Here is a 12,347-nt window from a genome sequence, read left to right as displayed (position 1 = left end):
GTTCCGAAGCCGAAAGCCTGACACCCCAGGAAAGTGAAGAGATAGAGGAAATCCTGAACGAATTGGATGAAAGCGATAAAAAGGAAATCCAACAGGCGGTAGAGCAGGAGAAGAAAGCGGAGAACAGCGACAGAACGGAATCATCCTCTATGGGAGTCATGGTTCCTGTCCCGATAGTGATTGTGGCAGTTGCGCTGTCAGCCGCCTTTTTCCTTGTAAGAAAGAAGAGTGGCGGGAAAAAATAAATCTGCGCAAGGCCATAAAATCCGTGTACACGCTCTATGTCCGGCAAGGCTATAAAAACATGGACAAGTTTCCACAAGCCTGTCTATGAGCGTGTACACGTTTTTCAAAGGGGAACAAGGCTGTCGTTAAGGGCAGTTCGAAAAATAGTATTCAAAGTTCCTATGCCTGTAGTGACGCTTTGGGAATATGGCAAAGGCCATGGGGGAAGCCGCAGAGATAAAGCAATCCCGGAAACGCCCATTTTATCAGCATTTCCGGGATTTTATCCGTTACTCGAACTCGGCGTGTTCTATGTTACTCTTAACTATATTTATTTAAGTTTTATGCAAATTCACACCGTTTTTTACTTCAATTACACCAATTATTCTGGCTTGCTGATTTTCTGTTGACAAAATGTTGCCATACAAACAACTATCAAAAATCTTATTTTAACTATTATTTTTTAACATTTCACCCCTATGATTATCGTATATAGTATACATAAGATTTTCCAAATCATCAACTATCTTTTTTTCATTTGGTGTTATTTCACCACTACGCCTAAAAATCTTATAAGCATTGATTATTACCTTATTATTTATTGGAACTCCAAAAAAATCCAATGTAGAATTTCCTGGTACTAAATCTAATGATTTATGTACTAACAATAAATTCTGTATACAGGTTTCAAATGCATACTCTAAAAAATCCTCCTTTCTCAATTTTCCACTTAAAAATTTGGTTCCGTAGTCCCTTAAATTTTTTATTTCAGATATACTAACCATTTTATCCATAATGCTAATTGTACCATCATCTGGTACATAATCAGCAGGAATTGAAAAAGATGTATCCAATATATCTGTACTCTGAGCATATGCAACCATATCTGGCGGAAATATAGTTATGCTATTTAAAATTTGAGTTAAAATTAAATAAAACAAAAGTAGCGCATCATTTGCATTATTAAATATTCCATATATAGTATTATCACTTGGTAACAATGATACATTTGTCATTCCATTCTTTTCTACTGGCAATATAATTCCTTTATTTAACACACATACACAGCTTATTCTCTTGTCAACTTCCACATCTGCTGAAATTTCATTAAGATTTTTATACACTGTTTCTAAAGACGCATCTGAATCATATGCAAATACCAATCCTGCCGTTGGAAAAGAGAAATCAGAAATCGTCTTTTTTTCAAGTTTTCTCACGCTTTCAATATTTTTTACACATTTTCTCAATTCTTCCTTTGTTAAAGTTGACTTAACTTCGACAACTCCATAAACACTTTCAATTGGTACAATTTTAGTATTATCCATATCTACGAGATATGGCGTTAAAAACTTATCATGAATAATTATATCTACCTGCCGACTTTGTACATCTTTACAATCCACTATTGTGCCTTTTGAAAAACTGTACTTTTCAGGTATATAACTTTTTAAATATTCTTCAAGTATATTTTCTCTTGCTGTTCCCTTTTCACCATTATGCTGTATTATACTTGTTATCCCCTCAAAATCAATTTGCATTTTTTTAGATACCGACATCAATATATCTCTAAGCATAACCCTCTCCCTAATTTCTTTTAATTATACAATATATTACAATTTTTCTGATAATAGTGTATTGCTACATCCATATTTTACCAATCTGTATCTATAAAAATTAACTGTCGCAACCAATTTCATTTAAAAAACGATACCAGCTCCTGTTATGACCTAAAAGCATTTATTAACAGTTTAGATATAAAAATATCACCTATACCATCTCAATTGTCTAAAAGCCTTATAAAATCAGCCTTACAAAGAGCCCATTGCGTAACATATTACCCTTAACAATTATCCAACAACTCCTGATAACTCACCCCCAACACCTTTGCAATAACCTTCAACTCAATATCCGTCACAAACCTTTTGCCACTCTCAATCCTTTGCACAGCATTTTTATCTATATCCAGCCCCGCCATTTGTAACATATCCGCCAGCTTCCTCTGTGAAGTTTTCTCTGGAAGCCGCTCCCGGATTTCCTTTACTTTCTGCCCGCATATATTGTTTTCACCATCAGCCGCCTTATTCTTATACATAAATCCTCTCCTATTTGACATTTAGTGATTGTCATTTTCTCTATTATATGCTAAACTATAAAAGAATTGACATTCACTATGTGTCAAATATTGTATTTTAGTAAAAGGAGAGCATTTATGAAAAGCATATTGTCAGAACTGTATGAGGGCAAGATTTTCCCGGCAGAGCAATATTCTCCCAGAAGTGAAGAATACCGAAAAATTTATCAAGAACACTACCAACACTATGATGACTTCATCGAAACTTTAAGCAAAGTGAATCCACCTCTGGATAAGAAATTCATTGAAATCATGGACGAACAGCTTGACGTTATCCCCTATGAATTTTCAGAAATGTTTATTGACGGTTTTCGCTTAGGCGCAAGAATCATGATTGACATTTTTCAAGGAGATTTAGGCATCAGGGAGCATGAGCCTTCCGCTAAATAGCAAAGCCCCGCCAGTCTGTCAAGGGTAAATAAACGGCTATCGCCGCCCTTGACAAACTGGCAGGGCTTCGCTGTATGACACCCAAGAGGGCTTTAAGCAGCCCTCCGGCTATCACCGGGCTTCTCGATTCTGTTTTCTTCTTGCTACCCGCTTTTGCTCCTTCAACAGCAGTTCTCTTTGTTTCTCCATCTGAACAATGCCAGACACTTTCTCCTTTCCAAGCACCGCCTTTACACATTCATAATCCCGGACGATTTCTTTTAATTCCTGATTCTCTGTATAAATTTCATGGAAACGGTCAGATAGATTATTTGCCTTTTCCACAGTCCGATTATAAGACAGTTGCAACTTATCAAACTTTCTGGAAACGTCCAGATAGGACGCATAAACAGAACGTAATACCTTTACAATCTTCTCCATCAGCGGCTTTGCTTTCTTCTCCCGGTATGACTTTCCGCTTTCTATGCTCCCGGCTTCTGGAAGCACCTGTTCTGGATTGTCTGAAAACTTTGCCGCCATATGTTCCATATCCTTCACCATTGGGGCGAGTTCCTGCATACGCTTCTGGTATTTGTCCGCCTGTTTCCTTGCGCTTTCTGCTTCCTTTTTTGATTTCTCCATGCCGTTTTGCATGGAACGGACTTCATCATCTAATTCGCTCAACTGCCCTTTTAGATTTTCGTTGATTTCCTCATAGGATTGATTTTCTGATTGCAATTCCGTTTTCTTCTTTTCCAGTTCTTCAACTTCCTTTGACCGTTCCTGTTTTTTAAAGTCCAATACAGACAAATGTTTTTCGTGTGTTCCCTTTTTCTCCCATTCGATTCCATGATTCAGCATAAGTTCGGAAAGCTGTTCTTTCTCATGAGCATACCATTGATTCCGTTCCGTTTCACTTCTTGTACCGCCCTTAAATCCAAGTGCCTCCAGTGCTTTTTTCAGTGATACCCTCGTTTCAAGCCCCCGCTTGCTTCCAGTGACATAAGGAATGAAATCTATATGTAGATGTGGCGTTGCTTCATCCATATGTAAATAGGCACTGAACACTTTAAGTGTTGGGTTACGTTTCTGGAATCCTTTCATATACTCGTCCAATATCTTTCCGGCAAGCTGTCCGTCCTCTGTTTTTGCCCCCATATTATCTTTATCGCCTATCTGCACAACAATCTCATAAAACGGCTTTTCCTGTTTGCCGGATAATATTTTCTCGTAATAATCGTCAATCCGGCGGTCATTCCGGGTTTGTTTTTCATTGTACCGGGCAAGTGCTTCATCAAATAATTCGTGATATACGTCTTTGATATTTTGATTAAAATATTCTATATTTAAGTGGCTGCGTTCCGGGTCAATATTAGTTGCATGAAATTTTCTGCTGTTATGGTTGACCGAGCCTTTCCCTGTAGTAAAGCTAATTGTTCGTTTCAATCACTCTGTCCTTTCTCCCCTTTAAGGGTAATCAGTGCCGGATACGGCACAAAATAGAAGAACCTTCCCGAACATTAGAAGTCCGGGAAGTATCGGGGCGAAGCCCCTCCTTTGTTACTTTCTGCGAAAGTAACGCAAAAGCACTTTTGTCAGCTACGCCAACAAAAATGCAACCTGCAAGCAGGTTTTGCGCCCTGCCGGGGGCAAGCTATCCTTCGGATAGCATACCGTCCTTACGGACGGGCGGCTGTTCCAGCCCTTTTACTGCCGCTGTCAGTGCCACATTGTCCGGCACTTCATTCCGTATGGCAATCCTTCATTTTTCCTTGTCAACTAATAGACAGGGGGCGTGACACGCCCCTGTTAATTATCGCCGAAGGAAAAACTACCAGCGGAAGCTGTCCGGCACTCCCCGCTTATCCAGATATTCTTTTCTGGCTTTTTCTCTTTCTTCTTCCGTTGGTGCTGTCTTATATTTTGCGTACAGTTCATGGCGCACCATAGAATCCAGTTTCTTTTCCAGCCCTCGCCGGATTTCATCAGCACAAGAACCATCTTCCACCAGATGATACCGGAGCAACGCCATAAACAAATCATAAGGTATCTGCACATTTTTCATTTTATATCCCTTTCTGCGTCGGTTTGCGTCGATAGCGACGGTATTTTCTATACCGCCCCGCTATCTGAAATACCGTCGCAACCGACGCATATCGTCGCTTTTTATTCGTTCCGTTCCAGCCGCTTTAAAATGATTCTTCTCTCATGCCCCCGTTTATTGTCATAGAAAATACCATAGTCATTTAATAGCTGGCTGTTTACCACATTTAATCTTCTGGAAAGCACATTTGCCGATAACTGCATATCCGGCAACTGTTTCAGAAGTTCTGTTGCCGTTCCTTCCCACTCTGGTCTGCCTTCCGCCAGAAATTCGTTAATGGCTTCCAGAAGTGGGTTCGGCGGCTGTTTCCAAAGTTCCGTTTCTGCCTTTTTAAATTTCCAGATACAACGCTCCCGGTCAAACTCGATTGTCAGTTCCTGGTCTGGCTGGTCACGCCCCACAATATCCAGAACCGCCGTGTTGTCCGTCCGTTTTTTCTTCTGCATAATAAACGCCCCATCAGCCGCCCCAAGCAATCCGTTTGTGCCGGAAATCATATCAAAGCTATCACCGGATTCCATCTTGCGGGTATGGTGTACCACTAACAGACAGATACCATATTTATCACTAAATGCTTTCAGCTTTGTTACAATCTCATAATCATTCGAGTAGCTGAACGTTTCCCCGCCGACTTCCCTCACCTTTTGCAGTGTGTCAATGATAATCAGCCTTGCGTCTGTATGTTGTTTCACAAACTCCTCTAATTCACCGTCCAAGCCTTCCTTCAGTGTCTTTGCCTGTGTCGCAAAATAGAGATTGTCTGCGCTCTCTATGCCAAACATTTGTGAAAGCCGCCGCTGAAGCCTTGCGTAATCATCTTCCAAAGCCAGATACAAGACCGTTCCTTTACGGACGGGATAATCCCACAGGGGAATCCCCATTGCTATATGATAGGCAAGCTGCCCCATAAAAAAGGATTTCCCCACCTTTGGCGCACCTACGAAAAGATATGTTCCGCCGTACAGAAAACCATCTACAACCGGCGACCTCGGCGGGTAAAGAGTGTCATATAATTCTGTCATGGAAATCGTCTGCAAACTGCACCCGGATTTCTCCGGGCTTTTGCAGTTATTTGTGTCAAAGCCACAAAAATCAGTGGCTTGCAGATTGTTTTTTGCTGTTTCATTTGCTATAATTTCAGTGTGATTTTTCATAATCGGCTGTTTCCCATCTGCGCCAACAGATGATACGGAAGCAGTCGTTTTTCTTTTTCCTGTCATTCATCTTCTCCTTTCAGACCGTCCAACGTGATTGCAATAACTTGTAGTGTGTAGAGCAGTTCGTCATTGTCCGGGCTTATGCGCTCCATGCGCTTCAATTCCTCATGGATTGCCGCCATCTGGTTTTTCAGAGCCTTATACACCCTCGGATTGCCCTGTACCACCACATCTCGACACAAGAGCCGCCTTGTGATATAGTCCTGTTTTGTCAACCCCGATAACGCCACTAAATCATTTAACAGTTTTGCTTCTTCGTCCGATACCCGGAACGCCACTGTATGATTGCGCCATCTTCCTTTATAATCAAGTGCCTTATCCATTTTTTTAGTCCTCCTTTGTCATTCGCTCCATTTCCAGCCTTTCCGCCATTTCAGTCCGAACTGTAGGGAATAAGTGTGCGTATCGGTATGTAATCTTCTCCGCTTCATGCCCCATGCGCTCCCCAATCGCCAGTACCGAAAATCCCATGTTGATTAAAAGCGAAACCGCGCTGTGCCATTACGGTATAATAACGACAAACGGAAAAAGCCTTTATTTTCAAGGGGTTTGAGCGTTTGCCGTCATTTATTCAATTCCTTTTCCAAGTTGAAATCTGACGAGAAAAATATCGAAAAAAGGGAGGCTGTTTCATTAACGACAAAATTTAATAACGCCAGCGGTCCGGTGTATTGCCTGGCCGCTGATTGCTGTGGGCGTTTCACTTTTATAGGTGGACGCCCTTTTTTCATATCCATTTTCAGGCGAAAGGAGATTCACATGGAACTGAACGAAATGGAAAAGCGCCTGATCTTCCAGACGGAAGGCTATGGGAAATCAGGTGTCACTTATGAGCTGCGCATGTGCCTCCCCTATATACCGGACCCGGTAAAGAGGAAAACGGCGGCGGAGCTTATGCGAAAGCTGGACGCCATGCCGGAAAAAGACTGTCTGGCGCTCATTCAGGATATTCGGAAAAACTACCGGATTCCGGCAGGACCTAAGACGATGGGGGAACTACTGGCAGAGGCCAGGCAGAAATCCGGTGCGGAGAAATTGAAGGGGCATGACATCATGGCCCTGGAACGCTTTGACCCGGAAGTAAAGCACATGATTGTCTTTGACGTGCTTTCAGGTAATGCCCCTGTCGGGGATAAAGGCGACAAGATGCGCCTGTTCCTTACGGATGCCGGCTACCAGAAATTTTTAGACAGCCAGGAATGGGGCGAGGTCAGACTGAAAAACCATGCGACCGGGAGTATTTACGCTGCCGACGTGGACGACCTTCGCACCCGTCTGGACAGTCTGTGGGATGGCATGGATAAGCTGCTGCGGGGATTTGCGAACATTTCGTACAGGTACTTCATTCTGTGTTCCGAGCGGCAGATGGGGTGGCGCGGTGACAGGCGGCCTAAGGAGGTGATGAATCCAGGATGTCCGAGCGGTAAACGCAACCCACGAAACCGGCTGTGGCAGGCCGGACGCGACGATGGCGCAGATCATAATGGTACTTCTTCACGGCTCCCTAAAGACTTGGGGAGAGTTCCTGCAGCGTGCGCTGCTCTGGCAAAGCGGCGGCGTATGCGGGGCTATGATGCGGCGACGCTATCCGCAGCCTGTAACAGCCCCGCCCTGTTCGTGCAGGGCCTGCCGGGGGGCGTGGCAAATACGGCAGCTGATCGAAATCAGATTGATTGCCAGTTCCCCCATTACATCCAAAGAGCCGATTTGCAGATATGGATGCTGCAGATATGGATAAAATACATTCCCTCTTTTCTTATCCAGTTCATGCCCCAGAACCGGACACATCCCTGCACATCTGCTTAATCCGCAGTAATACGGGTCATAATTCATCTCCCATTCCAGTGTATCCCGGTTGAACCTCATATGCTCCCGGCAGACGCGCCCCTTCCTCTGCAGTCCAAAACTGATCTCCTGTCTCCGTATCTCATCATCATGCAGTTTTAAGATATGCTCTACACTTCCTTCATAGAAATATTCTTCTTCGGCCATATGAACCTCACACTCATATCTGAGTACCTTGTTCTCCTGAAGATATTCATGTTTCAGCTTACACTCTTTCTTTTCATAAGGACAGCGGATGGTAGCCATATCATTTTCAAAAGTCCACTCGATTCCCATGTAACTCATGTTGCTGTGGCACTGGAGCCCTTTGCACTGCAGGCCGCAGGGGGGCTTGAAAGTCTGTTCAAAGATCCACCAGCGTTCATAGGTAAACCCTCCATCATAATTATCAAGGGTTTTCTCCTGCCACATGGGAACGTCAACCCGCACATGATCCGGATGATGCTCCGCCGAGTATCCTTCTTCCAGCAGCCGTTTTGTCAACAGGTTATATTCCTTATAATCTTCTTTCATCTTAATTCCTCCCTACAGCCCCTGGCAGGGGCGCATCCTGAAATAGTCTTCCATACGGTCCCGCAGCCTCTCCGCTGACATATCATATTCCCCGGCGATACAGGATTCACAGCAGGGATATTTATATGCCAGAGTCTTTGATAACCGAGCATCCCAGCTGTTTAACTGCCTGCCGCATTTGTTGCAGTCCTGATCCAGCCATCTTACTTTCTGCAATCGTTCTCCACCTTCCTTTCTTCCTTGTCAATATTTTCTATCCTTATAAGCCCTCCGGCTTCCGGACAGCAAAAAAACAGGAATGACCTCACTGATATTTCCGGCGTCCACAGTTTCCTGTGAACCAGCGTCATTCCTGCTCTGAATAGAGATTATAAATTTTCCAAAATAAAAACCAGCGGTATATCACTTACAGGGCGTAGTGATACTGCTGGCACATTCATACAAACTTAACAGCGTGTGCAATGCGGAACCGATACCGCATACAGGCGTTTCTGACTGTATCTCCCTAAAAAGGATTCGCACAAAAATCAATTACATGGGAAGTGTAGCACAAGATATGGAATCAGTCAACGAAAAGAAGCTATATATAGTAAAAGAATAAGAATATGCCTAAATTAAATCAAATAACAGCTACAAGTCTCCTCGTAGCTGCAGAATATTTTTCTCCCATTTCGAAATGGTAGTGTTTTTAATGTCAAGAGACATTGAATCGTATGTGAACTATCAATACTTATTATCGCAAAACACCTTTTTCTGTAAAGTAATCCATGAGGCGGTTGTTAAACACTCGCTTGATATCCCTCAATGCCGAAATAGACGAATACTCAAAGGCATATAACTGCTTTTTCTCATCTTCACTCATTTCGATCTCTGTAAATTGCTCAGAATACTTAATTTTTGCTTTCTCCAGTAGCAAATCCAAAAAGGCTGTCTTCTCTGCCATTGTAGGCTCTTCAAATTCGCATACTAAATCAATACGTGTCTGAAGCTCAGGAAGAATAGCTTTCTTATATTCTGCTTCGCTGATAAGATTCGAAGTAAAGATAATAACATATCCATTCATGTCATACTCTCTTGTCATGGAATCTGTGAAACGACCCTCTTCCAGCAACTCCAGAAAGAAAGATAAAACCGGGCGAGTAGTCTTTTCAAATTCATCGCAAAGCAGTACACCTACTTTGCTCTTTTTGATTTTCTCACTTAATTCCCCATGATTACAGCCAACATAACCTGCCGGACTCCCAATCAAACTATTTAATGCATCTTGACTACTATAATTCTGGAAATTGATTTTGGCTAAATAACAATCATTTTGAAGCCCGCTCGCAATAAGTCTTGCAACCTCAGTTTTTCCGATACCAGATGGGCCAAACAGGAAAATCGAAAGAATTTTCTGTTCCTTTGCTTTGTTTAGAAAAATAAAATTCTTTAGAGCATACCGCAGTCTATCTTTAAAATATTTATGTCCAATCAAATTATGATTGAATGTATCGATGAATGTGTCAAAAGCCCCGGCACTTAAGTCTGTAACTTTTGTAAGTTTATTTTCTTCAGGTTCTTTTTCTCCTAAACTGGATAAATCAGGAAGCAATTTACAGACAGGTTCCTGTCCATCCAAAAACAGTGGAAAATATTTTAGCAGCACATCAATCTGAACAGTTTGTGCAATAACCCTGATATTTGGCATAATGCTAAGAAATTGTTCAAGTGCATAAATCAGAGCTTTGTTGTCCTCAATTGCATATGAAACTGAAGTCAAATCCAATATAGCCAATTTGGAAGAGTTATTGAACTGTTCAAATACTTTTCGCAGTTCACCGCCTGCCTGAGAAAAAGTTGAAATTGGAATGTCATTCGTTTCTGCGTATCGAATAATTATGTCCAAATCCTGCATATTATTGTATTTATATATCTTTTGCCTGGGATATGGCTTAAATTCGTGCTTTTCCTCAGTGCTGGAATTCCTTTCATCATCTTCTTCAAAATAGCATTTATGACCAGAAAACAAAAGAGGCAGTAATTCTATGGCATTTTCCACAATAGCCGCTTCTGCAATTACAACTGTATCCTCCGCCATACTTGTAAAATTTATATATGTCAGTTCTATATTGTTTTTGTTGCTTAACAGAAAATAAACTAAGGCAGATATGTCAATGCAAACGTCAGAACATGAATCAAGCATATCCTTCGTCTCTCCGAATATAAAGGCAAATACTTCTCTTTCTTCTTGGATTTTCCTCAATTCCTCAAGATTACGGTATGTAAACAATGTACAATCCATAGTTATTTCCTCCACAGTTTACTCAACCAAACACCAATGCGATTCCACCAGTGAAGCTTTGGAGCGGGGATTTCTTCCAGCTTGAATGCCACATCTTGAATTATCGCCAAGGTGTCAACAAAGTGATAATCATCATCACTCTTTTTTGTTTTTGTGTTATGTGATACAGACTGCGTGTTGCTTTTGATTATTTTGCTGGCAGTTTCCTCCTGCTTTTCCTTGCGAGCACCTGTTTCTTGGAAATAAGTAAATGTATTTGAAGTAATAAATTCTTCGCCTACAATACCTTTATAAATGCCAACGATAGATACATGACCAATAAGCAAATCGTTGATATTGTACTTGTTTTCAAATTCCGATTGAATCTCCATAGGAATCTTAATGATAATTTCAGACACTGGCTCTTTCATACTTTCATCATATACAAGTCCCTTCAAAATGTAGGCATAGTCTTGCAACATCGAACTGACCAGATTATTTACTTCCATACCTTACTGTCGGAAAGGGCAACAGGGCGATATAGGTCTCAATGACTAATTCCGGCTTTAATTCCAATAACGAGGAATAGATGCTGGAATAACTGGCTCTGTAACAGTTATAACTACGCCGGCTGCGGGTTTCTTCGATGTTTGCAACAGAGAACCCCATAGACTCTATGGAAGAAACAACCGCCTTTTTTAGCTGCCGCTTGCGGCTTTCGCCAGGAACACCTTCCGATGCTGCATAGGAAATATCAATATCTTCCGAAAAGCGTTCCAATATCTGATAGCATTTTGTCAGGGATGTCCCGCCCTTAAAAACCATTCCCTTTACCCTGGAGGCCAGCTCCCGGAGCGCAAGTGTAACATAATAATCTTTTTCAATGATTCCGGGAGGTATATGCAGTTCGTTAGAAGCAGCGATGATAAGCTCACTAAATGCTTCGTGGTCATGATGTAAATTCATAAATAATTCCCCATTCAATCAGTTTTTTTGCAGTAGGACCCGTAATGCCAAGCAGCACGCCGGAAAGAAGCTCCTTACTGTAATTTTGCTGCTTTGCATAGTTTTTCAGAAGAATCCCAGTATCAGAATCAGAAAGCTCGGAATATTTTTCTGCCTGGGAAACGGCATCCAAAAATTGGAGCAGTCCTGCATTTTCCGATGTTATAGTTGTGGCGGGCCGTTTCAGCCGGACGGCCTGGGAGCCTACGGTAACGGTACGCCCCTTTGTCGATTCTTTTGACGTTACAATCTCAAGCGTTGCCGGCATCTGGGTTGTTAGACCAATCTGATTGGCAAAAGTGGCTCCGGCGAAGTATCCATAGGTTTCTGTTGTACTTTGCACATATTTGCGCATAATGACTTTCATGGGATCTAAATAACTTTTTTTCAGCAGCCGTGATGCTTTGGGAAGATAATAAATCCCGGTATCAAAACGCGCCAAATCGCCTGACCTGAGCATCCGTTTGAAATACTGGCGCAACGCATTATCATTAAGCCCATCCAGCCGGATCTCATTTATGAAGATTGGTTCGTTATAACCATAGTTTTTTTCCAGATATTCCTTCAGCATACAGGTATCCACTCCTTCCACCTCCATACTACCATATTTATACCTAAAAGGTCAATAGATATGTCAAAATATAGTTTGTATGTTTTTTGCAAAATTATACAGCGAAG

General features: G+C 41.9%; 14 protein-coding genes and 1 pseudogene. 3 read left to right on the top strand and 12 right to left on the bottom strand.

Going from position 1 to position 12,347, the window contains the following annotated elements:
- Positions 1 to 245: hypothetical protein (locus NFS35_RS25895; RefSeq protein ID WP_251209897.1), on the top strand; the 245-nt coding region annotated here is incomplete at its 5' end.
- Between the two features lie 429 nt (positions 246 to 674).
- Here the strand turns inward: NFS35_RS25895 and NFS35_RS25890 are convergent.
- Together NFS35_RS25890 and NFS35_RS25885 are read right to left on the bottom strand one after the other, a co-directional pair.
- The gene (locus NFS35_RS25890) at positions 675 to 1,799 is read right to left on the bottom strand and encodes a DUF6602 domain-containing protein (protein WP_251209896.1); all 1,125 of its coding nucleotides are present in this window, start codon (positions 1,797 to 1,799) and stop codon (positions 675 to 677) included.
- Between the two features lie 266 nt (positions 1,800 to 2,065).
- A complete protein-coding gene (locus NFS35_RS25885; RefSeq protein ID WP_251209895.1) occupies positions 2,066 to 2,317 on the bottom strand; it encodes a helix-turn-helix domain-containing protein in 252 nt (83 codons plus the stop codon).
- A 117-nt stretch (positions 2,318 to 2,434) separates the two neighbouring features.
- On the opposite strand from NFS35_RS25885, the gene NFS35_RS25880 reads away from it, so the two are divergent.
- Complete coding sequence (locus NFS35_RS25880; protein ID WP_251209894.1) at positions 2,435 to 2,746, top strand: DUF6809 family protein; 312 nt, start codon at positions 2,435 to 2,437, stop codon at positions 2,744 to 2,746.
- A 111-nt stretch (positions 2,747 to 2,857) separates the two neighbouring features.
- On the opposite strand, the gene NFS35_RS25875 is transcribed toward NFS35_RS25880, so the two are convergent.
- From NFS35_RS25875 to NFS35_RS25855, 5 genes and pseudogenes are all read right to left on the bottom strand, one after another.
- A complete protein-coding gene (locus NFS35_RS25875) occupies positions 2,858 to 4,171 on the bottom strand; it encodes a plasmid recombination protein (protein WP_251209893.1) in 1,314 nt (437 codons plus the stop codon).
- 385 nt (positions 4,172 to 4,556) lie between these two features.
- On the bottom strand, positions 4,557 to 4,790 hold the full coding sequence (locus NFS35_RS25870; protein WP_016292760.1) for a hypothetical protein: 234 nt from the start codon (positions 4,788 to 4,790) through the stop codon (positions 4,557 to 4,559).
- A 101-nt stretch (positions 4,791 to 4,891) separates the two neighbouring features.
- Positions 4,892 to 6,049 carry an AAA family ATPase gene (locus tag NFS35_RS25865; RefSeq protein ID WP_251209892.1) on the bottom strand — a complete coding sequence of 386 codons (1,158 nt, stop codon included), beginning with the start codon at positions 6,047 to 6,049 and terminating at the stop codon, positions 4,892 to 4,894.
- Entirely contained in the window at positions 6,046 to 6,369 is a 324-nt protein-coding gene (locus tag NFS35_RS25860) for a plasmid mobilization protein (protein ID WP_251209891.1), read from the bottom strand. The genes NFS35_RS25865 and NFS35_RS25860 overlap by 4 nt, the downstream gene beginning before the upstream one ends.
- A gap of 4 nt (positions 6,370 to 6,373) precedes the next feature.
- A pseudogene (locus NFS35_RS25855) lies at positions 6,374 to 6,544 on the bottom strand (site-specific integrase); the annotation flags it as partial.
- Between the two features lie 261 nt (positions 6,545 to 6,805).
- Here NFS35_RS25855 and NFS35_RS30100 point away from each other — a divergent pair.
- A complete protein-coding gene (locus NFS35_RS30100) occupies positions 6,806 to 7,852 on the top strand; it encodes a DUF5720 family protein (RefSeq protein ID WP_456298462.1) in 1,047 nt (348 codons plus the stop codon).
- A gap of 564 nt (positions 7,853 to 8,416) precedes the next feature.
- Here the strand turns inward: NFS35_RS30100 and NFS35_RS25840 are convergent.
- From NFS35_RS25840 to NFS35_RS25820, 5 genes are all read right to left on the bottom strand, one after another.
- Entirely contained in the window at positions 8,417 to 8,620 is a 204-nt protein-coding gene (locus NFS35_RS25840; RefSeq protein WP_251209889.1) for a hypothetical protein, read from the bottom strand.
- Positions 8,621 to 9,137: 517 nt separating this feature from the next.
- Entirely contained in the window at positions 9,138 to 10,685 is a 1,548-nt protein-coding gene (locus tag NFS35_RS25835; protein ID WP_251209888.1) for an AAA family ATPase, read from the bottom strand.
- A gap of 2 nt (positions 10,686 to 10,687) precedes the next feature.
- Positions 10,688 to 11,173 carry a hypothetical protein gene (locus NFS35_RS25830; RefSeq protein WP_251209887.1) on the bottom strand — a complete coding sequence of 162 codons (486 nt, stop codon included), beginning with the start codon at positions 11,171 to 11,173 and terminating at the stop codon, positions 10,688 to 10,690.
- Complete coding sequence (locus NFS35_RS25825; protein ID WP_251209886.1) at positions 11,160 to 11,630, bottom strand: nucleotidyl transferase AbiEii/AbiGii toxin family protein; 471 nt, start codon at positions 11,628 to 11,630, stop codon at positions 11,160 to 11,162. Before NFS35_RS25825 ends, NFS35_RS25830 begins: the two co-directional genes overlap by 14 nt.
- Positions 11,614 to 12,240 carry a hypothetical protein gene (locus tag NFS35_RS25820; protein WP_251209885.1) on the bottom strand — a complete coding sequence of 209 codons (627 nt, stop codon included), beginning with the start codon at positions 12,238 to 12,240 and terminating at the stop codon, positions 11,614 to 11,616. Before NFS35_RS25820 ends, NFS35_RS25825 begins: the two co-directional genes overlap by 17 nt.
- Between the last annotated feature and the right edge of the window lie 107 nt (positions 12,241 to 12,347).

Origin of the sequence: Acetatifactor aquisgranensis, from assembly GCF_943193215.1 — a bacterium.
GTDB lineage: Bacteria > Bacillota > Clostridia > Lachnospirales > Lachnospiraceae > Acetatifactor > Acetatifactor aquisgranensis.
This window is presented reverse-complemented; position numbering and strand designations above follow the sequence as displayed.

Coding starts and splice junctions, on each gene's coding strand:
- NFS35_RS25865 (WP_251209892.1), bottom strand. CDS start 6,049: ATGACAGGAAAAAGAAAAACGACTGCTTCCGTATCATCTGTTGGCGCA.
- NFS35_RS25870 (WP_016292760.1), bottom strand. CDS start 4,790: ATGAAAAATGTGCAGATACCTTATGATTTGTTTATGGCGTTGCTCCGG.
- NFS35_RS25885 (WP_251209895.1), bottom strand. CDS start 2,317: ATGTATAAGAATAAGGCGGCTGATGGTGAAAACAATATATGCGGGCAG.
- NFS35_RS25835 (WP_251209888.1), bottom strand. CDS start 10,685: ATGGATTGTACATTGTTTACATACCGTAATCTTGAGGAATTGAGGAAA.
- NFS35_RS30100 (WP_456298462.1), top strand. CDS start 6,806: ATGGAACTGAACGAAATGGAAAAGCGCCTGATCTTCCAGACGGAAGGC.
- NFS35_RS25830 (WP_251209887.1), bottom strand. CDS start 11,173: ATGGAAGTAAATAATCTGGTCAGTTCGATGTTGCAAGACTATGCCTAC.
- NFS35_RS25825 (WP_251209886.1), bottom strand. CDS start 11,630: ATGAATTTACATCATGACCACGAAGCATTTAGTGAGCTTATCATCGCT.
- NFS35_RS25890 (WP_251209896.1), bottom strand. CDS start 1,799: ATGCTTAGAGATATATTGATGTCGGTATCTAAAAAAATGCAAATTGAT.
- NFS35_RS25820 (WP_251209885.1), bottom strand. CDS start 12,240: ATGCTGAAGGAATATCTGGAAAAAAACTATGGTTATAACGAACCAATC.
- NFS35_RS25880 (WP_251209894.1), top strand. CDS start 2,435: ATGAAAAGCATATTGTCAGAACTGTATGAGGGCAAGATTTTCCCGGCA.
- NFS35_RS25860 (WP_251209891.1), bottom strand. CDS start 6,369: ATGGATAAGGCACTTGATTATAAAGGAAGATGGCGCAATCATACAGTG.